We start from the raw sequence: 20,172 nt of genomic DNA on the forward strand, positions 1-20,172 counted from the left end.
TACACGTTAGACGGCTTTGTTCAACAGCGCAACCGCGTCCATACTTGCGTTCAACCACTCACCAAGGAGCGCATCATGTCGAATCTCAGCACCACGGACACCTTTCCGCTCGCCGGCCGCCCGGTGCGACGCATGGGCTACGGCGCCATGCAACTGGCCGGCCCCGGCGTTTTCGGGCCGCCGAAGGATCGCGACGCGGCGCTCGCGGTGCTGCGCGAAGCGGTGGCGTCGGGCGTCAACCACATCGATACGAGCGACTTTTACGGGCCGCACATTACCAACCAGTTGATCCGTGAAGCGCTGCATCCTTATCCCGCCGACCTCGTGATCGTCACCAAGGTAGGCGCCGTGCGCGGCAGCGACGGCGCGTGGCTGGCGGCGCTCGAACCCGACGATATCGAGCGCGGCGTGCACGACAATCTGCGCAATCTCGGTCTCGACGCGCTGGAGGTCGTCAACATGCGAAACATGGGCGACATTCACGCGCCCGCCGAAGGGTCGATCGAAAAGCAGGTCACGGCGCTGGCCGAACTGCAACAACGTGGACTCGTGCGCCACATCGGCTTGAGCAACGTGACGGCGACGCAGATCGAGGAGGCGCGTCACATCGCGGAAATCGTCTGCGTGCAGAACCACTACAACCTGGTTCACCGGGAGGACGACGCGCTGATCGACCAACTCGCGGGCAAGGGCATCGCGTATGTGCCGTTTTTTCCGCTGGGCGGGTTCACGCCGATTCAGTCGTCCGCGCTGTCGGAGATTGCACAAACACTCGGCGCGACGCCGATGCAAGTGGCGCTCGCGTGGCTGTTGCAACGGGCACCTAACATTCTGCTGATCCCAGGCACGTCGAGCGTCGGGCATCTGCGTGAAAACCTGCAGGCGTCGCAGTTGAAGTTGTCCGCCGAGGTTTGCGCGGAACTGGACGCGATCGGCGGTGCCACACGGTTCTAGTCGCCGATCACAAAGGAATCCTATGCAGGCGGCGTCATGCTCGGCCTGTTATCCCTGGCGCGACAGAACCAAAGCGAGCCGCCGGGGCTATAACTGCAGTGTTCCGGGCGATTGATGTTCCACCGGGATCAATCGAGTGATCATTTCCGCCAGGGCGCTGGATCGAAGGCTTGTTTCGCGGCTTCCAGAAACACGCGCTGACGGATCGTCAGCCCCTGCCGCGTGGGCGTGAGGGCGATGACCGGTGCGGGCAGCGACGTCACGAAACTGGTCCAGGTTCGTGTTTATATCGTCGATATCGAGTATTAGGCGACGTTCAATGAGATCTATGCGCGTTGGGCTGGAGCGGCGAGACCCGCTCGCGCGGTGGTTCCGGTTCCCGCGCTGCATTTCGGTCTGAAGATCGAGGTCGAAGCGGTGGCTTGGGTGTAGCCGGTCCGATCGAATCGGTGCGCCAGCGTTGGAGAGTGCAATGCGTTTCAGTTCTTACTGGCTGGATACGTCCGAGCCATTTGTCGGCAATTCGCCTGATCTGCATGGCGGACGCTGCGACGTCGTCGTCGTGGGCGGCGGGGCCATGGGCAGTATCGGGTCGCTTTGGCGCAGCGTTACTTCGGACCGCGTAATCCGCGTTATCCGTAAAAGCGCCGTGCCCACGCTCCTCGTGGCACGGCGCTTGTTGCAGTGACCGCGCCTTCCGCCCTTCTAAAAGTCAGCGACCTTGCCCCATGCCGAGTGGGCAAATCGGGCAGGCCGATACGGGATAGGGTCGACGATCGGCGTCGCACCGGTGGCCAGATCCGCGATCAGATGTCCAGCGCCGGGCCCGATCCCGAACCCGTGACCGGAGAAGCCCGCAGCCAGGATCAATCCGGGTACGCCCGGCACTTCGCCGATACCCGGCACGCCGTCGGGTGTGCTGTCGACGAAGCCTGCCCACGCATGTGTGATTTTCGCTTTGCCAAGTTCGGGCAGCAGTTCGATGGCGCGGCGATGCGTTTCCCTCACGGTAGGCATATCGGGTTTCGGATCCAGGATGCGTACGCGCTCCATGGGTGTGGGCGCGTCGAGCCGCCACCGCTTGAGCGTCTCATGACCGCCGCGCACGCCTTCCAGTCCGCCCGGAAGAAGGCTGCGCCAACGCTTGGCGAACATGGGCACGAATTGCGGGGCGAATCGCAGGAACTGCGGCGTCACGTCCACGCGCGCCCGTCCGCTGATCGCCAGTGCGTAGCGTCCGTCGTTTCGGCGGGTGATCGATACGCCGGAAGTGAACAACGCGTCCGGCAAGGGATGCTCGACAGGCGAGACGCTAAGGATGGATTGGCGGATCGATGCCTGGGGAAAGCGGATGCCGAGCTGGCGGCAGAATGCGGACGCCCACGCGCCGCCGGCAAGCACGACTGTCCGGGTTTTGATGACTCCGGCTTCCGTGACGACGCCGCAGACTCGGCCGCCCTCCAACTCGATGCCGCGCGCCGCGCAATGTTGCGTCACGCTGCCGCCTAGCTTCATGAGTGCGGTTGCCACGGCGGGCGCGGCTTTCGCGGGGTCGGCCGTGCCGTCACTGGGCGAGAAGACGCCGCCTTTCCAGGCTCGCCCGGTCGCCTTCCCACGCTCGGCGGCTTGCTTGCTATCGAGCAAGTAGGTCGTCACGCCCGCCGTCTTTGCAAAGTCGCCCCAACTCGCCCAACGGGCCAGCTCCGCGTCGTCATTGCTCAGGTACAACAGCCCGCAGCGATGAAAGCCCGTGTCCTCACCGGATTCGACGGCAAATCGTTCCCAAAGATCGAGGCTCTTGCTTGCGATCGGCAATTCACGCTCGTCGCGGTTTTGCTGTCGGCACCAGCCCCAATTGCGGCTCGACTGCTCGGCGCCAATCCTTCCCTTCTCGACCAAGGCGACTGAAACGCCGCGCTGGGCCATGTAATAGGCAGCAAAGACGCCGATGATGCCGCCTCCGATCACGACCACGTCGGCGGCGGCAGGCAGTGTGGGCGAAGTTTGAATGTGAGTCAGCGGAGGGGACATGATCAATTTCGTTCGGCTGGAGCCTGGACAGTTTGCGTAACGTAGAACTTCGCCACGCGTTCGCTGCTTTCCCATCCGATCGACACACCCTGCGGCACGAAGAGCGCGTCGCCGGCGCCGAGGGACAGCACGCTGCCGTCAGGCGCGGCGAATCGCACGCCGCCGGCGAGGAGATGCATGAACTCATTGACGCGATGCGGGCGAACGATCCGATGGTAGGGCGTCGAATCCCACGTACCCGCTTTGTACTGCGCGTCGTCGTCGGTGAACACGTTGTCGCTGCGACATTCGGGAGCCGGGCCCAGTAGTACCTCTGCTGGAAGCGTTGCGGATGGCTTGAAGTCGGCTTGCGCGCGCAACGGGACCAAGCCTGTTTTGGTCGGCATGGTGGAAGCCGCGGAACAGAATACGAAGAGCGCGCGCGACTCCGCCCTGAAGCGAAGCGCAGTACCCTTGCCGATCACCGCGCCCTCTTGCGGGCTCAGCACCAGCGGCGCCATGCCGGGCGCTTCGAGCGTGAGCGAGCCTTCCATTACGACGATGGTTTCGATGTGGGGAAAACTCGCCACGTCGAGCTCGCCGATGAAGCTGACCCGACCCGCGGCCATCGAATCGGGCCCTTCCCACGCGATCTCGCGATGGCGTACGAAGGGATCGTTCTGGCCGAAACCTCCCCTGCGGAAGGCGGTCGAAACAGGCGCACCTTCGGCGCGGTGCAATACGAATGCTGTAGTCACTTCTGCTCCCATGAATTGCGCGGATGATGGTTCGTGCACGCAATTATGCGGCGCGAGCATCTCCGGATGATTAACCCTCCAACAAGCGGACGTTAAATAACGGTTAATGCAGAAACGCTTGTCGAGGGCCTGATGGACTGCCGGCACTTCTGCGCGGGCAACGTGCTCGCATCAGGCCGTTTGCCGATGACCAGACACGTCCGCGTGCCGGTCATCGGCGGTCACAGTGCGGCAAGCACCGTATCCAACTCCGTCAACAGGCGGTCGGCATCGTTAGCGCCAAAGACCAGCGGCGGGCGGATCTTCAGCACACTCGCGTCCGGCCCGGTCGCGGAAATCAGCACGCGCCGCTGGCGCAAGCCGTTGACGATCTTGAGCGCCGTCGCGATGTCGGTGTCCTTCTTCGCGCGATCGCGCACGATCTCGACGCCGAAATACAGGCCCGTGCCGCGCACGTCGCCGATGCATTCGTATTTCCTTGCCAGTGCGTTCAAGCCCTCGAGCAGGATCGCGCCGACCCGCTGCGCGTTGTCGAGCACGTGCTCGTCGCGCAGCACGTCGAGCGTGGCCTGCGCGGCCGCGATCGCGACCGAATTGCCGCCGAAGGTATTGAAGTAGCGCATGTCCTGCCCGAAGCCTGCGACCACCTCCGGGCGCACGACCAGGCCCGCCACCGGATAGCCGTTGCCCATTGGTTTGCCGAGCGTAACGATGTCGGGCACGACGCCATGGCGCTCATGCCCCCACATATGCGTACCGCTGCGCCCGAAGCCGGACTGCACCTCGTCCGCGATGAACAGGCCGCCGGCGCGGCGCACCACCTCGGCTACCGGCGCGAGTACATCGGTCGGGTGGGCGAACACGCCATCCGAGGAGAAGAATGAATCAGCGATGAACGCCGCCAGACCGCCGCCGTGACGGCGAATGTCCTCGATCTGCAACTCAACCTGTCCGGCCATGCGCTGGCCGATCTCCGACGGCGTCATCCTGTACGAGTCGGGAGCGGGCACCGTGCGCACGTAGGGACCCAGCAAGGCCCTGCGGCCCAGCGACGGCGAAAAGCTCGAAGTGAGATGCGAGTTGCCGTGATAGGCCTCGCTGGTCACGATCACGCCGGTCTTGCCGGTGTACTGCATCGCGATGCGCGTAGCCAGGTCGTTGGCCTCGGAGCCGGTGCAGGTGAACATCATCTGACCCGCGCGGATCGACGTGTTGAAGGTCGAGAGCAGGTCCTCGGCGTAGTCGAGGATCGGCTCCTGCATGTAGCGGGTATGCGTGCAGAGCGTCGAGAGCTGGCGGGTGACGGCATCGACGATGCGCGGATTGGCGTGCCCGACGCAGACGACATTGTTGTAGGCATCGAGATAGTCGTTGCCCTGGTCGTCGTACAGATAGACCTTCTCGCCGCGCACGATTTTGACGGGCTCGGCGTAGAACAATCGATACGACGGACTGAGCAGCCGTAAGCGGCGCGCAATGTGCCGTTGCGTGCCGGCGTCGAGGTGATCGAGCGACGACGGATTGAAGCCGTTCGGCATGTCGCCGCGCAGTGCGTCGTGCGGTTTGCCGGTATCGGCGGCCTCGGTTTGGGCGGCCGGCTGCGACGTGCTGGTAGTGTTCATAGGGCGGTCAGAATCGGAGAGGTGAGCGGTGCGATGGAAGAACTAGAGCAAGGCGTTGGAAACAGTCTCAGGGTCGCGCTGCATGAACCAGCGCAAATGCTCCCATCCCGGCCGTGTGAAACGCAGGATGTAGGCTTCGTTTTCCGGGAACAGCATGGCGCGCCATGAAGTCAGCAACGCTCGCGCCGCGACGCGCGCCATCGCCAGGTGCGGGATCAGGAGCAGTTCGTCGCGGCTGAGTTCGGCACGCGCGAGATAGCCGCGCAGCAGGTCGCGCGCGTCGGCGAACAGGTCGTGCGGGCCGTCGGCATCGAAGTTGAGCGGAAACTGGTTCATTACCGCCGTGGCGACGTCGATCGCTACCGCGGTGTGCACGGTGTCGCCGAAGTCGATGATTCCGCTGACGAAGTTCCGGCCGCCCGGGTTGGCGACGATGTTCGAGCGGTTGAAGTCGTTGTGTACGACTTGCGCGGGACAGTGCCGCAGGGCCGGCTCGATCGCGGCGAAGCGTGCGAACGCCTCCCTGATGAAGGCGCGATGCGAAGGATCGGCGATATGTGTTTGCAGCCCCGTCAGACTCGCCAGATGCTTGACGTCCCAGGCGAGTACGCGGTGCTGATGCGGATGGCGGAAACCGGCCATGGCCGCTTGCAGTCGCGCCAGCATCTCTCCGATCCCATAATGATCGACCGCGCTCCCGCGCAACGCGTCCAGCGGCATGCCTTCGAGGTAGCTGTAGAGCCTCGCCGTGCGATACGGCTGCGGGGGCGACGCCACGGGTACGACGAATTGCCCGTCGATACCCGGCAGCACGCGCGGCACCGGCAAGTCGGGCGCGACGGCGGCAACATGGCGCATCGCGGCGACCTGCAAGTCGAGTTCTTCGGGCGTCTCGCCGGGGTTTGAGATTTTCAGTACGTAGCGCGCGCCGTCGCTTGCGTCGATGCGGAACGTGTCGTCCTTCTCGGTCGCAAACCGTGTAGCCGCGCCGTCGATGCCGTACACACGGCGCGTGATCGCGAGCGCATCGAATGTATTCAAGCGTGGGAAGCTGACCGACAGGCCGCTCTCCAACAGGGTATCGAGCGCAACGGCGGACGTTGTGCATAAGCTTGCGGAAGGGCTGGGCGTGAACATGGGCAATGCGGCGCGAGAAGGTGGACTGCAGTGGAGCAGGACGTTTCCGACGTGCTGTCGACCTGGGGACAGACGTCAGATCGGTCGTGCGATGCGAATCCCCGGCCGCCGTCGAACACGTCGGCCAAGGAGGCGCAAATCGCTTACAGGCCAAGCTGCTCGGCCAGTTCGACGATGCTCCTGACGGCCGTATAACCGTATTCCGGCGCTTCCGGTTCATGGCCGCGCAGCACGTGCGCCTTGTGCACGATGCCGAGATCGTGCGCCGTCATCAGGTCGTAGCGCGGGCTCGACGAGACGTGCAGGATTTCGTGAGGCTGCACGTCGAGCTTCCTGAACATGTATTCGAAGCCTTGCATACGCGGCTTGTAGGCCTGGGCATCTTCGGCCGTGATGACGGCGTGAAAGGGAGCCCCGAGCTTTTCGATGTTGCTCGCGATCTGCGCGTTGTCCGCGTTGGTCAGGCCCACCAGCCTGTATTTCTTCGCGAGGCGCGAGAGACCTTCCGGGACGTCCGGATGCGGGCCCCACGTCGGCACTGCCAGGTAGAACTTTTCGGCCTCGCTTTCGGCGAACGGCACGCCCGTGCGTTCGCAGGCGCGGCGCACGGCGTTCAGGACGACCTGGCGGTAGGGTTTCCAGGCGCCGAGCACTTCGTCGCGCCGATAGGCGGCGAACAGCTTGACGAAGTTTTCCAGCGCGTCGCCGTGGAGGCGGTTCCCGTAGATTTCGCGCGCCGTGTCGGCCATGCGAAAGTTGACGAGGGTGCCGTAGCAGTCGAACGTGATGAATTTTGGCTCGAAGTCGATCATGTCTTCAGTCTCGATGAGTGACGAATCCCAAGGGACTCTTGAATGAAGGGCTTGCCGCACACCAGTTCAGGCAAGCACCGATGGAAATGTCGATAGATGAAATTTAAACGGGAATGACTTCGCTACTAAACCGAATTAAGGACGGAAAAAAACAGGTTTTTACCCGTTGTTGATGGGATTCACGGCAGTTCCTGCGGCGAGGTGTGACGCGATGCAAAATCAGGAGCAAATAGCAGGATCGTCTTATCGTCGGGAGTGCGTGCCGGGCTACTATTGAGCCCGTGGAGTACGCCGAGGCGCTCGTATGGAGGCGCCTGACGGAAAGGAGGCAGGGCGGGGATGAAAACGGATTGCACACTCGACCGGCTGGACTTGCGCATTCTCGCCGAGTTGCAAATGCGCGGCCGCATGACCAACGTGGAACTGTCCGACGCTGTTGGACTGTCGCCCAGCCCATGCCTGACGCGTGTCAAACGGCTCGAGACGGCGGGCTACATCGCGGGTTACGGCGCGCTGTTGAAGATCGAGAAGCTCGGCGATGTCCAGATCGTGTTCGCCAAGATCACACTCGCGGATCATCGCCGCGAGGACTTCGTGCGTTTTATCGACGCCATTCGCGACATCGACGAGATCCTGGAGTGCCATCACGCGACGGGCGGCTACGACTATCTGCTCAAGTTCGTGACGCGCGACATCGCGCACTACCACAGCGTGATCGAGGGGCTGCTCGAGCGCGACATCGGGATCCAGACGTACTTCAGCTACGTGATCGTCGAATCGCCCATTGTCAGGAAGCGCGGTCGTCTCGAGGCGCTCTTTACTGCGAAGTGAGGCTGTCGCCGCCCATCATGCGGTCACGCCCTCGATTTTGAAGATCGTAGCGATCTGGGCGGACAGGCCGCAGCGGGTCGCGATCGCACGCTCGCTCGCGAAGCCAAGCTGACGAGACCGTATGTTTCGCTGAAATTTGGTTGTAAGTCGCCATTGCTAGAGTCGTCGACAGAATTTTGCCGCCGTATGCCGGACAGTTTTCTTCGGACTTCTGGAAAGGGAAGCGCGACAAACCATGAATAAAGCTCGTACGTTCTGGCTCATTCTGACGCTGCTCTTTACGGCGCCTGCGTGGGCGTTTCAGTCGCGGGTCGTCGTCATTCCGAGCGCGGCCATGCATAAGTCGCTCGAAGCGACGGTCGTGCTGCCCGATCAATATGCGCGCGGCAAGGCGGCCGACCGCTTTCCGGTCGTCTATCTGCTGCACGGCTCGGGCGGCGACTACACCGACTGGACCACGAATTCGCAGATCGGCAAGCTGGCCGACCGCTATCACGTGATCCTCGTGATGCCCGACGGCGGCCACGAAAGCTGGTATATCGACAGCCCGGTCGATCCTCACAGCCGTTACGAAACCTATATGGGCACCGAGGTAGTGGGTTACGTCGACGCGCATTTCCGCACGATCGCGACACGTCAGGCGCGCGCCATTACCGGCTTGAGCATGGGCGGCTTCGGCGCCTTGCATATCGCGCTGCACCGGCCGGACGAATTCGGCGCCGCGGGCAGCATCAGCGGCGCGGTGGACCCGCGTGGCTGCGAGGATGAGCCCGGCATCGACCAGGTTTTTGGCGATCCGATGCGGCACGCGGACTTCTGGAACAACGAGGCGATCGTCGAGAACGCGCGCAGTTTCGGCAACGCGCATATCGCGCTCACGATCGACTGCGGAGTCAACGACTCGCTGGTGCAATCGAACCGCACGCTGCATGAGCGCCTGGTCGAACTCGGCGTGCCGCACGACTACGCGGAGCGGCCCGGCGGCCACACCTGGAAGTACTGGGCCAATGCGGTGCAGTATCAGGTGCTGTTTTTCGCCGGGGCATTCAAACGCAACGGGGCCATGGCGGCAAGCGCCGCGGCTTGATGAGACTGTGCCTGGTGTGCGGCGGAACGGTTAAAAAAGCCGCCCACTGATCCATCAATCGATGCCGTGAAACACCGCATCGTCCGGGCCGAGATAGGCGGGCGGGCGCCATGCCGCATCGCGCATGGAATGCTGGACCAGTTTCTCGACGCCCAGCAGTACCGCGAAAATCGCCATCCGCACCGGAATGCCGTTGTCGGTTTGCCGGAAAATTGCCAGCCGTGAATCGTGATTCAGGTCGACGCTCAGATCGTTCGCGCCCGGCCGGCTGTCGCGCGGCAGCGGGTGCATGATCAGCGTATCGGCGCCGCATACGCTGTCCACCAGCGCCTGGTTGATCTGGAAATCCGGCGTGTAGCCTTCGAACGATTCGTCGGTGAAGCGCTCTTTCTGAATGCGCGTGGCGTACACGACGTCGGCGCCGCGCAGCCCGGTGGTCAGATCGGTGGTCTGTTCGATCACGTGATCGTTACGCGAGATCTGCTCGATGATGTAGCTCGGCATTTCGAGCATGGGCGGCGAGATCAGCGTGAACTTGATGCCGCGGTACAGCGCCAGCAGCTTGACCAGCGAGTGCACGGTGCGCCCGTATTTGAGGTCGCCGACCAGCGCGATATGCGCGCCGTCGACGATCTTGCCGAGGCGCGAGAACTCGCGCTGGATCGTGTACAGGTCGAGCAGCGCCTGGCTCGGGTGCTCGCCCGGACCGTCGCCGCCGTTGATGACCGGCACGTTGGTGGCGCGCGCGAATTCGGCCACCGAGCCTTGCTCCGGATGGCGGATCACCAGCGCGTCCACGTAGCCGCTCATCACGCGGCTGGTGTCGTAGATCGACTCGCCCTTGGCCATCGACGAAAACGTGAAACCGGTGGTGTCGCAAACGGAGCCGCCCAGCCGGCAGAATGCCGCGCCGAAGCTCACGCGGGTGCGCGTGCTCGCCTCGAAGAACAGATTGCCGAGCACCGCGCCTTCCAGCACGCGGGAGATTTTGCGGCGGCGGGCGATCGGCTGCATGATGTCGGCCACGCGAAACAGCGCTTCCACCGAGTCGCGCGAGAACTGATCCACCGAGAGCAGTTGCGGCTTGCCCTCGAAAAGCATCTGGCTGGCGAGCGATTGCGCGTCTACGCTTTGCGTATATTTCTCGCCCGGCTCGCCGTGCACCACGATTTCCGACACGAAGCGCTCGACGATCTCCGGCATGGCCCGCGATTCCTGCGAGTCGTCCGGCAGCAGCCACGTGTCGAGCGCCCGGCGCGACACGCCGATGCGGCTCGCGAATGTGTCGCGCGTCATGTTCAGGCGACGCATCGCATCGCGTAGGAAGGCTTGTTGCGGGACGCTCATGGGGCACCTGTCGGAAGAGGGAATGGCGGGCTGATGTACGCGGTGCGTATATTAGTTTTCCTGCGGCAGATGTCAAGCAATTTCGAGATGCACTTTGCCAGGCTGCGTCGGCCGCGGTTACACTGCGTCTCATGCATTCCGGCCCCACGCTCAGACTCCGCCCGTCGACCTCCGCACGTCTCGCTCTCGCGAGCGTAGTTGCCGCACGCGCGTCGGGTTCGAACGCCGGCGCCAAAGCCAAAAAACAGCCGCTCATCTGACCGGAGCTTGCTGTTCCGTCAGATGTGCGACGGAACAGCCGGTCAACGCCCGCCTGGGCACTTTCCTGTCTTTCCTCCCTCGCACCGCCTGACGGAATCGATACGGTCGTCATCGAGGTAAAGACATGTCTATTTTTTCGGGTATCTGGATTCCGCTCATCACGCCGTTCGCCGACGGCGCCGTCGATCACGCCGCGTTGCGCGCGCTGGTGCGGCGCTATACCGGCGCGGGCATCGCCGGACTGGTTGCGCTCGGCACGACCGGCGAACCGGCCGCGCTCGACGCCGTCGAACAGGACGCCGTGCTGGCGACGATTCTCGACGAAGCGCAGTCCGCCGCCCATCTGGCGCGGGATGGGCGTGCGCTGCCCGTGGTGGCCGGCGTGTCCGGCAATCACACGGCGCGCATGCGCGAGCGCATCGAGCAACTGAACGCGCTGCCGGTCGCCGGCGTGCTGATGGCCGCGCCGTATTACATCCGGCCTTCGCAGGCGGGCATCGTCGCGCACTTCATGGCGCTGGCCGATGCCAGCGAGAAGCCGGTCGTCCTGTACGACATTCCGTCTCGAACGGGAGTGCGGCTCGAACTCGACACGCTGTTCGCGCTCGCGGCGCATCCGCGGATTCAGGCGGTGAAGGATTGCGCCGGTTCGCCGGACACCACGCTCGCGCTGATCCGCGACGCTCGCTTGCAGGTGCTTGCCGGCGAGGACATCAATATTTTCAGTACCTTGTGCCTGGGCGGCAGCGGAGCGATCGCGGCGTCCGCGCATCTGCGGCCCGAGCGCTTCGTCGAGATGTATCGCGCGCTCGCGGCGGGGCGGCTCGCCGAGGGCCGGCACATTTTTCACGCGCTCGTGCCGTTGATCCAGGCGCTGTTCGCCGAGCCGAATCCCGCTCCGGTCAAGGCCTTGCTGGCTGCGCAAGGCCTGATACGCGACGAACTGCGCATGCCGATGACGCGCGCCAGCGGTGCGCTGGTCGAGCGGCTCGAAGCCCTGATTGAACGGGAGTGGAGCGAGTCGCGGGAGACCGGAGTATCGGTTTGACGGGGGCGTTCATGGCGAAACGGGGGGGCATGAAGTGCCCGGCATCCACGCCGCGCGCGGCACATCGTCCTGGCGTCCTGTATTTGAGATGATGCTTCGTGCTGCCAGGGGATAATCGGCGCCCTCAGTCATTATCGCGGCCGGCGCGTAGCCGGTCGATGCCGTATGCAGTTAGCCCCGTTCACTGATCTACTGTCCCGTTTGCAATCGCCCGCCACGCGTCGCACGGCCGGCGCGCCTTGTGCGTTGCCGGTTTCGGGCCGGCGTCGTGGCGCGTACAGGTGGGCGCGCGCCGCGGGCCCGGCACGCGCGAGGAGCCGCTGATGGCTTCCGTGTTTCGCGCCGGCAGCCAGCTTTCCAGCGGCTCGGTCGGCTTCGTCACACGCCGTACCGCGCTGACGCTCGCCGTGAGCGCGGCCGGCGGCGCGGCCGTGCTGGCGCTTGCCGCGGGCTTCGCGATCGGCGCTCACTGGTTCGCGCGCAACGGTTCCGGCGATCAGGCGTCGGTCCGCGTCGAGCACGACTATGCAATCGACCAGCTTGGCAAGCTGAACGCGTCGGTGGCGCAGATCGAACCGCGCATCGCGCGACTCACGGCGCAGGTCGGCGACTTGCGCGATTTCGAAGCACGCCTGAACACGCCTCGGCCCGCGCCGCGCGCATCAGCGGCGCCCGTCGCACCGGCTGCGGCGTCCGCGGCGTCCGAAGCCGACAGCTCCGCCACCGACAGCGAAGGCGAGGGCGGCCCGGCCTTGCCGCCGCGTCGCTGTAGCGACCTCACGCCGTCGCTGGGCCGCCATGCGGATGCCGGGCGCACGGGCGAGCATCTGGATTGCCTTGCCGCGACCCTCTCGGCGCTCGAACAGCAGACCGCCGATCACGCTCTCGCCTACGCCGCCTTTCCGGGCCGCATGCCCGCCGACGGCGCGCGCTTCGGGTCGCCGTTCGGCAATCGCACCGATCCGTTCACGCATCGGTTGAGCTTTCATCCCGGGCTCGATCTGGTCGCTAAAACCGGCACGCCGATTCTGGCGGCGGCGGGCGGCCGCGTGGTCTTCGCCGGCGAGAAATCGGGCTATGGCAACGCGGTCGAAATCGATCACGGCAACGGGCTGATGACTCGCTACGGCCATGCGTCGCGAATCGTCGTGCATGTCGGCGATCTGGTGCTGCCGCGGCAATACATCGCCGATGTCGGCTCGACCGGCCGTTCCACCGGCCCGCATCTGCATTTCGAAGTCCTCGTCGACGGCGCGCCGGTCAACCCGGTGGCTTACCTCGCGCTGTTTGCGCCCGCGGCTCATGGTTAAACGGCACTCTCCGCGCGACGCGCGCAGTCTCACCCATCGCGCCTACACGCTTCGGCCCACGCGCTCGGTGGTGTTTCGCATGACGGTGTGGGCCGTGGTGTGCGTGCTGTGCGCATGCGCGGGCGCGGCGGCGCTCACGGCCTGGCACGCGAGGCGCGCCGGCATGCCGCCTGAGCAATGCACCCCCGCGCCCGTCGACGAAGCAACGAAGCAGACCGAGCTGGCCCGCACGCGGCTCGCGCTGGAGCAAGAGACGGCGGCGCGCGCCGCGGTGCAGAAGGCGGCGGACAGCGCCGCAGCCGAGGTCGCGCGGCTCAGCGCGGAATTGCAGTTTCTGCGAGGCCAGAGCAAGCGGCGTTCTCCCGCAACCACCGCCGCGCCGCGCAGCTAACCGCGCGAACCAGGCGAACCGCAAGCTGCAAACCGAAAAGCACGCAAAGCAGCCGCCCCCAGGCTCGTCGCCACGCCCAACATCACGCGACGACCCGTTTCATTTCGAGGAAATTGTTATGTTCAAGAAGAAAAGCACCGGCATCCAGCAAACCAAGCTCGCCACCCTGATCGCTCACGACGTGCGAATCACCGGCGACCTGCAGTTCAGCGACGGCCTGCGCATGGACGGCCACGTGACGGGCAACGTCAGCGGCGAGCCGGGCGGCCAGACGCTGCTGGTCCTGAGCGATCGCGGCTCGATCGAAGGCAACGTGCACGGCTACGACGTCGTGGTCAACGGCAGGATCGTCGGCGACGTGATTGCCGATCACTTCGTCGAGTTGCAGAGCAATGCGCATGTGACCGGCAACATCTACTACCAGCAGTTGCGGATGGATTGCGGCGCGGCGGTGGACGGCAAGCTCACCAAACGCGACGCGGCGCAAGCGGCGCAGGGGGCGACGCCGCATCTGGTGTCGGTGGCCGACAGCGCCTTCGACGAGCGCAAGGCCGGCTAGGCGTCACAGCGCCCACCCGGCGAATCAGATCGATCCCGGCAGCGGCTGGCGCGGCGCCGGCGTGTCGTGGCCGAGCGGGGCGCCGGGTACGGGGCGCCCAGTGCGCTCCGCACGCAATTCCCGGTTCGCGGCGAGCCGTTCCATGGCGACTCGTTCGAGCGTGGCGAGCATGTCCCGCTCGACGATCTGCAGTTTGAAAGCCAGCACGATCAGGCCGCTCGCCAGCAGCAGATCGCCCGCGAACACCACGGCGTACAGCGCCGACGTGGTCTGCGGATTGCCGAGCAGCAGCGATAGATTGGTGCGGTCGAGCAGCACGAGCACGAGCGGCACGATGGTGTTGAGCGTAACGATCGTGCCGCCGATCATCGCGATCAGACGGGCCGGCCCGAGGTGCGGACGGCGCCGGCGGCACACTTCATACAGCGTGGCGGCGCGAACCGGCAGAAAAAACAGTGCGAGCAGGACCGCGCGCAACACGGTCGGCACTTTGAAAATCAGCGCGCCGGCATAGAGCATGCAGAACACGGCCGTGACAGCCAGACCGGCGCGCCACGGCGCTATCGCGCCGAACAGCTCGCGTGTGCCGGCCCAGATCAGCATGCGGCTTTGCAGCGCGAGCGTCGCGGTGGCGATCAGCAGCACGTCGTGACGCCAGGTGAGATGCAGGGTGAAGCAGGCGGACGACGCGGCGAGCAGATAGAACCCGACGGCCCAGAAGCGGAACGCGCTCACGCGTGCGAACATGCGCGACAGCGCGGTCGTGAGCAAGGCGCAGCACAAAAACGTGGTCAACCACAGCGAAGTAAACGTCGCTACATCGAATTTCATGAAGTCTCCACACCTGACCTGCGTGTTATTTTTTGCTCGTGAAACGAAGTCCAGCGCCGGCCGCGCCGTGCGCTTCAGGTGATCGTCAGGTTCATGCGGCCACCATTCTGTCCCGCAGCAGGTTGCCAAAGTCGTCGGCGTTGAGCGGCTTGCCGAGCAGGAAGCCCTGCATCTCGTCGCACCTCATCGTCTTGAGCATGTGGAGTTGCGATTCAGTTTCCACACCCTCGGCCACCACATCCATATCCAGCGAGTGCGCAAGCGCGATGATCGCCGACACGATCGCGCTGCCCTCTGGGCCGTGCGCGTCGAGGCCATTGGTGAAGAAGCGATCGATCTTCAGTTGCTTGACGCGAAAACGCTGCAGGTATGCAAGGCTCGAATAGCCGGTGCCGAAATCGTCGATCGCGATCTCGAAGCCGCTCGCCTGGAATTCGCGGATCATTTCGATGGTCTTGGGCGCGTCCTGCATGGCCACGGTTTCGGTGATCTCGAACATGATCTGCTCGCAGGCCACGCCTTCGGCGTTGACGATTTCAAGCATGCTCGCCACGAGGTTCGGCTGCAGCAACTGGCGCGGCGACAGGTTGATCGCTACTTTCATCGACGGCAGGCCTTGCGAGAGCCATTGGCGAATCTGCCGGCAGGTTTCGCGCACGACCCAGTAGCCGATCTGAACGATTTGCCCTGAGCGCTCGGCGATCGGAATGAACTCGAGCGGCGTCAACGTGCCGAGTTGCGGGTGATGCAGGCGGATCAGCGCTTCGGCGCCCGCCAGCGAGTTGCCGCTGCCTTCGAACTTGGGCTGGAAGTGCAGCGAAAAATGACCGGCGGCGAGCGCGTCGTGCAAAGCGTTCTGAATTTGCAGCGTGCGCGTGGCGGCCTCGTTCATGCGGCGTTCGAAGAATCGATAGGTGCTGCGGCCCGCGCGTTTGGCCTCGTACATGGCCGCGTCGGCGTGCTTCAACAGCACTTCGACGGTGTCGCCGTCGTGTGGATAGAGGGCGATGCCGATGCTCGGCATGACCTGCAGCGGCTGCGAGTCGGTCCACACGCCAACGCGCATGCGTTCGAGCACGCCTTCCGCGAGCGCGCCGGCATCCTCGCGCGAGCCGAGGTTTTCGGCCAGCACCACGAATTCGTCGCCGCCCAGCCGCGCGACGGTGTCGGTCTCGCGGACGCACTGCAGCAGGCGCTGCGCGAACGCCGTCAGAACCTGGTCGCCGGCCGAGTGGCCGAGCGAATCGTTGATGGTCTTGAAGCCGTCGAGGTCCATGAAGAGGATCGCGAACAGCGTGCGCTGCCGCCGCGCGCCGAGGATCGCACGTTCGATGCGCTCGGTCAGCGTGCTGCGGTTGGGCAGTCCTGTCAGGGTGTCGAGCGTGGCGAGCCGCACGATCTGACCGTTGAGCCTGGACACGGCACCGGTCAGAAGGGCGTTGCGCGCATCGAAGCGCGACAGCATCAACGTAACGATCAGTACGGCAAAGGTAAGCAGGATCACCGAAGTCGCGAGCCAGGTGGCGTTCACGCCTTGGGCTGCGCCGCAGATGGCGCCCGGCAGGAAGTCGGCGGCGGCCATGCCGGCGTAATGCATGCCGCTGATTGCCACGCCCATCACCAGCGCCGCAGCCACACGCTTGCGCACGACGTGGCGCGCGTCGTCGTTGCTGAGCGCGCGGGCCATCCACAGCGCGGCGGTCGACGCGCCGATCGCGATCGCGAGCGAACCGGCGAACCACCCCGGCCGATAGCGGATGCCAGGCGCCATCTGCAAGGCCGCCATGCCGGTGTAGTGCATGCCGGCGATCCCTAAGCCCATCAGCACGCCGCCCGCCAGCAGGCGGCCCACCGTGAGCCGTTCGTGGGTCGTGAGGCACAGGGCGAGATAGGAAGCGCCGATCGCGAGCGCGAGCGACGTGGCGGTCGTCGCCAGGTCGTAGCCGAGCGGAATCGGCAGCGAGAAGGCGAGCATGGCGATGAAGTGCATCGACCAGATGCCGCAGCCGAGCGATGCAGCGCCGCCCAGCCGCCAGACGCGCCGAAGCCGCGCCGATGCCAGCAGGAAAATGCGGCCGGTCAGGTCGAGCGCCGTGTACGACGCCAGCGTCGCAACGGCGAACGAGATGGTGACCAGCCAAAAATTATATGAGCTCTGCATGTTCAGTCCAACCGCGAAGGGGAAGCGGCTGAACTTGTTATCGACAGCCCGAGGCTTTTATTTAATCGATTCTCAATAAGTCAGCCATTGGCTTTGGCCACCTCGCCGGCGGACGCCGTTTGCGTCAGGGCGAAGCCTTCGTCGAGCCAGCCGGTGATGCCGCCGCTCATGAGCTTGACGGGCCGCCCCAACTGGGCGAGGCGCAGCGCGCCGCGCGCAGCGCCGTTGCAATGCGGCCCCGCGCAGTACGTGACGAAGAGCGTCTGCGGCGGATAGTCAGCGAGCCTGGAGGCCACGATCTTGCCGTGCGGCAGATTGAGCGCGCCCGGCACATGGCCCTGCGCGAACAGCGCGGGGCCGCGCACGTCGAGCAGCACAAAGCCGGGCGCGCCGCTCGCGAGCGCGCCGTGGACATCGGCGCAATCGGTTTCGAATTGCAGCGTGGCCTGAAAGTGAGCTTGCGCGGCGGCGCTGTCGGCGGCGGGAATTTGGGTAACGGCGTTCAGGGTCGGCATGGTGACGTGAGTTTCCGATAGGAGTAGTAGGTGTGTGGGTTGCCTGGGATCGCGGTTCAGACGCCTTCATTGTGGCGCCGCGCGCCATGAGGGATAAGTGGCGGAATCGTCAATATCCGGTAACATCACGCCATGCACAATCATCTCGTCGTTACGCTCGCTTACGACCGGCTCTGCACCTTCGAGTTCGGCTGCGTGACCGAACTGTTCGCGCTCGAGCGTCCTGAACTCGGCGTGGACTGGTATCGCTTCGCGGTCTGCGCAAGCGAGCCGGGGCCGATCCGGGCGGCGGGCGGCATCACGCTTGCCGCGCCTTATACGCTCAAATTGCTGGAGCGTGCCGACACCATCGTCATTCCCGGGTGGCGCGATGCCGACGAAGTGCCGCCCGAACCGCTCCTGAAGAAAATCCGCGCCGCCTACGCGCGCGGCGCGCGCCTCTGTTCGATCTGCTCCGGCGTGTTCGTACTCGCGGCTGCGGGCGTGCTCGACGGTAAGACCGTCACGACTCACTGGCGCTATGCCGACAAATTGCAGCAGCGCTATCCACACTTGCATGTACAGCCGGACGCGCTGTATGTCGACGAAGGGCAGATCATCACGTCGGCGGGTTCGGCGGCGGGGCTCGACATGCTGCTGCATCTGGTGCGGCGCGATCACGGCAGCGCGGTGGCGAACCGGGTCGCGCAGCGGCTCGTGGTGCCGCCGCATCGCGAGGGCGGCCAGGCGCAGTTCGTGCCGCGCCCCATGCCGCAGGACGACAGCGGCCGTCTGTCCAGACTGATGGACTGGGTGCGCACTCATCCTGCTTTGCCGCATACGTTGCGCTCGCTCGCCGAGCGGGCGGCAATGAGCCCGCGCACACTGCAGCGGCAGTTTCACGATGCCACCGGCATGGCGCCTTATGAATGGCTGGTGCGCGAACGCGTGGCCATCGCGCGCGAACTGCTCGAGGCGCAGGCGCCGCTGCCGATGGCGCGCATCGCGGAACTGGCGGGCTTCGGTTCCGAGGAATCGTTGCGGCGGCACTTCCGGCGCATTGCGTTGACGAGTCCGGGTGCGTACCGCAAGAAGTTCGGTGCGCGGGAAACGGCTTAGCGTTCAGATGCGCGCGACGCGCAAGCGCTGTCGAAGGTGAATGCCAAAACCAGGTGTTTGCGGAGCGCGGTGTGGTCTACTGTCGAACAGTCGGTTGCCGCGCCGCACGGTCTACGCCGTCGGTCCTCGCAATGCACGCCATGCTCGCATTCAAAGGAAATTCATGTTCGATATTGCCAGGACGATCGCCAGCTTTAACGCCGGTCGTGATCCCGAACGGCTCGCGATGAAATACAAAGCCATGCGCACGTCGCCGTTCGTGTTTTTGCGCGGCACGTGTCACCTGTTTTACGAACGCCTGCCCCAAGCCAAGGTGTTCGATGACGCGCCGCCGGTGTGGATCTGCGGTGACATGCATCTGGAAAATTTCGGCAGCTACAAGGGCGACAACCGGCTGATCTACTTCGACAATAACGACTTCGACGAAGCCTGCCTCGCGCCGAACCTTTACGAGCTGGTGCGCCTGTTGACGAGCGTGCTGGTGGGCGCGAGCGATCTCAAGCTGAGCCGCGCGCAGGCGCTGGCGCTGTGCCAGGTCGCGCTGGAAAAGTATGGCGCGGCGCTGGCGAACGGCAAATCACGCTGGATCGAAGCGGAAACCGCGATCGGTATGGTGCGCGATCTGTTCGTCGCGCTTGCCAGCCGCACGCGGGTGGCGCATCTGGACCGGCGCACGGTGCTCAAGGGCAAGACCCGCACGCTGAAAGTCGACGGCAAGAAAGCGCTGGCGGTCAGCGACACGCAGCGTGCCGCCGTCACGCAGTTCATGCAGAAGTTCGCCGCGGGCGAGCCCAATCCCGACTTCTTCCGCATTCTCGACGTGGCGCGCCGGATTGCCGGCACGGGGAGCCTGGGCGTGGATCGTTACGTGATTCTCGTCGAAGGCAAAGGCTCGCCGGATGGCAACTATCTGATCGATCTGAAAGAGGCGCTGCCTTCTTCCGTGACGCCGCACGTCGGCACGCCGCAGCCGGCGTGGCAGACGGAAGCGCAACGCGTCGTCGAAATCCAGCGGCGCAATCAGGCGGTCTCGCAGGCGTTCCTCCATGCGGTCGAATTCAATCAGCGCTCGTATGTGCTGCGCAGCTTGCAGCCTTCCGAAGATCGCGTGGCCCTGAGCGACTGGGACGGCAAGCTGCCGCGTCTCGAAGAGGTGGTCGGCAGCATGGCCGAGTTGAGCGCGTGGGCGCATCTGCGCAGCGGCGGGCGGCAGAAGTCGTCGATCGCCGACGATCTGATCGCGTTCGGCAATCGCCGGGACTGGCAGTTGCCGTTGGTGGAAAGCGCGACGCAGTGCGAGGCGCAGGTGGTGGCGGACTGGAAAACCTACTGCGAAGCGTATGACAGCGGCGCGTTCAACCTGGCCGCACAGCCGTGAGATTGCGTCGCGCAGGTCGCGTGTGAGATTGCGCCCGCCACGCTTGCAACAGATTCGCGCTA

The 20,172-nt window shown here is 64.8% G+C and carries 19 protein-coding genes and 2 pseudogenes; 11 read left to right on the forward strand and 10 right to left on the reverse strand.

The annotated features are described in order from the left end of the window. The first annotated feature begins 75 nt into the window (after positions 1–75). On the forward strand, positions 76–954 hold the full coding sequence (locus tag B0G82_RS30725) for an aldo/keto reductase family oxidoreductase (RefSeq protein ID WP_121310063.1): 879 nt from the start codon (positions 76–78) through the stop codon (positions 952–954). A gap of 140 nt (positions 955–1,094) precedes the next feature. Here B0G82_RS30725 and B0G82_RS30730 read toward each other — a convergent pair. Beyond that, positions 1,095–1,205 (reverse strand): annotated as a pseudogene (locus B0G82_RS30730) (LysR family transcriptional regulator); the annotation flags it as partial. Here B0G82_RS30730 and B0G82_RS30735 point away from each other — a divergent pair. Continuing rightward, positions 1,189–1,386: pseudogene (locus tag B0G82_RS30735) on the forward strand (RidA family protein); the annotation flags it as partial. The pseudogenes B0G82_RS30730 and B0G82_RS30735 sit on opposite strands and share 17 nt — an antisense overlap. A gap of 40 nt (positions 1,387–1,426) precedes the next feature. Further along, positions 1,427–1,642: a hypothetical protein gene (locus tag B0G82_RS30740; protein ID WP_116147932.1), complete on the forward strand. Its 216-nt coding sequence runs from the start codon at positions 1,427–1,429 to the stop codon at positions 1,640–1,642. A 17-nt stretch (positions 1,643–1,659) separates the two neighbouring features. Here B0G82_RS30740 and B0G82_RS30745 read toward each other — a convergent pair whose 3' ends face one another. From B0G82_RS30745 to B0G82_RS30765, 5 genes are all read right to left on the reverse strand, one after another. Further along, the gene (locus B0G82_RS30745) at positions 1,660–2,985 is read right to left on the reverse strand and encodes an FAD-binding oxidoreductase (protein WP_116147933.1); all 1,326 of its coding nucleotides are present in this window, start codon (positions 2,983–2,985) and stop codon (positions 1,660–1,662) included. A 2-nt stretch (positions 2,986–2,987) separates the two neighbouring features. Beyond that, positions 2,988–3,722 carry a cupin domain-containing protein gene (locus B0G82_RS30750; protein ID WP_116149180.1) on the reverse strand — a complete coding sequence of 245 codons (735 nt, stop codon included), beginning with the start codon at positions 3,720–3,722 and terminating at the stop codon, positions 2,988–2,990. A 221-nt stretch (positions 3,723–3,943) separates the two neighbouring features. After that, entirely contained in the window at positions 3,944–5,260 is a 1,317-nt protein-coding gene (locus B0G82_RS30755) for an aspartate aminotransferase family protein (protein WP_199730220.1), read from the reverse strand. Positions 5,261–5,386: 126 nt separating this feature from the next. Next, positions 5,387–6,385 (reverse strand): phosphotransferase, encoded by a 999-nt coding sequence (locus B0G82_RS30760; protein WP_199730189.1) that lies wholly within the window; start codon positions 6,383–6,385, stop codon positions 5,387–5,389. A 239-nt stretch (positions 6,386–6,624) separates the two neighbouring features. Then, on the reverse strand, positions 6,625–7,293 hold the full coding sequence (locus B0G82_RS30765) for a haloacid dehalogenase type II (RefSeq protein WP_116147938.1): 669 nt from the start codon (positions 7,291–7,293) through the stop codon (positions 6,625–6,627). Positions 7,294–7,632: 339 nt separating this feature from the next. On the opposite strand from B0G82_RS30765, the gene B0G82_RS30770 reads away from it, so the two are divergent. Then, positions 7,633–8,124 carry a winged helix-turn-helix transcriptional regulator gene (locus B0G82_RS30770; protein ID WP_121310066.1) on the forward strand — a complete coding sequence of 164 codons (492 nt, stop codon included), beginning with the start codon at positions 7,633–7,635 and terminating at the stop codon, positions 8,122–8,124. A gap of 235 nt (positions 8,125–8,359) precedes the next feature. Further along, a complete protein-coding gene (locus tag B0G82_RS30775; RefSeq protein WP_121310067.1) occupies positions 8,360–9,211 on the forward strand; it encodes an alpha/beta hydrolase family protein in 852 nt (283 codons plus the stop codon). A gap of 54 nt (positions 9,212–9,265) precedes the next feature. On the opposite strand, the gene B0G82_RS30780 is transcribed toward B0G82_RS30775, so the two are convergent. Continuing rightward, entirely contained in the window at positions 9,266–10,558 is a 1,293-nt protein-coding gene (locus tag B0G82_RS30780) for an aspartate carbamoyltransferase (protein ID WP_106282371.1), read from the reverse strand. A gap of 385 nt (positions 10,559–10,943) precedes the next feature. Between B0G82_RS30780 and dapA the strand changes: the two genes are divergently transcribed. The 4 genes from dapA to B0G82_RS30800 all read left to right on the forward strand — a co-directional run bounded on the left by dapA (position 10,944) and on the right by B0G82_RS30800 (position 14,127). Then, positions 10,944–11,867, forward strand: a complete 924-nt coding sequence (gene dapA, locus B0G82_RS30785) for a 4-hydroxy-tetrahydrodipicolinate synthase (RefSeq protein ID WP_121310068.1) — start codon at positions 10,944–10,946, stop codon at positions 11,865–11,867. A 323-nt stretch (positions 11,868–12,190) separates the two neighbouring features. After that, complete coding sequence (locus B0G82_RS30790) at positions 12,191–13,177, forward strand: M23 family metallopeptidase (protein WP_121310948.1); 987 nt, start codon at positions 12,191–12,193, stop codon at positions 13,175–13,177. Further along, the gene (locus B0G82_RS30795) at positions 13,170–13,568 is read left to right on the forward strand and encodes a hypothetical protein (protein ID WP_121310069.1); all 399 of its coding nucleotides are present in this window, start codon (positions 13,170–13,172) and stop codon (positions 13,566–13,568) included. The genes B0G82_RS30790 and B0G82_RS30795 overlap by 8 nt, the downstream gene beginning before the upstream one ends. A gap of 118 nt (positions 13,569–13,686) precedes the next feature. Next, entirely contained in the window at positions 13,687–14,127 is a 441-nt protein-coding gene (locus B0G82_RS30800) for a polymer-forming cytoskeletal protein (protein WP_121310070.1), read from the forward strand. Between the two features lie 24 nt (positions 14,128–14,151). Here B0G82_RS30800 and B0G82_RS30805 read toward each other — a convergent pair whose 3' ends face one another. From B0G82_RS30805 to B0G82_RS30815, 3 genes are all read right to left on the reverse strand, one after another. Beyond that, positions 14,152–14,958, reverse strand: coding sequence for a hypothetical protein (locus tag B0G82_RS30805; RefSeq protein ID WP_121310071.1), 807 nt, complete (start codon positions 14,956–14,958; stop codon positions 14,152–14,154). Positions 14,959–15,049: 91 nt separating this feature from the next. Beyond that, a complete protein-coding gene (locus tag B0G82_RS30810) occupies positions 15,050–17,119 on the reverse strand; it encodes an EAL domain-containing protein (RefSeq protein WP_121310072.1) in 2,070 nt (689 codons plus the stop codon). Positions 17,120–17,199: 80 nt separating this feature from the next. Then, a complete protein-coding gene (locus B0G82_RS30815; RefSeq protein WP_121310073.1) occupies positions 17,200–17,634 on the reverse strand; it encodes a rhodanese-like domain-containing protein in 435 nt (144 codons plus the stop codon). Between the two features lie 132 nt (positions 17,635–17,766). Here B0G82_RS30815 and ftrA point away from each other — a divergent pair, with 132 nt between their 5' ends. Both ftrA and B0G82_RS30825 read left to right on the forward strand, forming a co-directional pair. Continuing rightward, positions 17,767–18,732, forward strand: coding sequence for a transcriptional regulator FtrA (ftrA, locus tag B0G82_RS30820; protein ID WP_121310074.1), 966 nt, complete (start codon positions 17,767–17,769; stop codon positions 18,730–18,732). A gap of 163 nt (positions 18,733–18,895) precedes the next feature. Next, on the forward strand, positions 18,896–20,110 hold the full coding sequence (locus tag B0G82_RS30825) for a DUF2252 domain-containing protein (protein ID WP_121310075.1): 1,215 nt from the start codon (positions 18,896–18,898) through the stop codon (positions 20,108–20,110). Positions 20,111–20,172: the final 62 nt, after the last annotated feature.

Source organism: Paraburkholderia sp. BL17N1 (assembly GCF_003634175.1).
Taxonomy (GTDB): Bacteria; Pseudomonadota; Gammaproteobacteria; order Burkholderiales; family Burkholderiaceae; genus Paraburkholderia.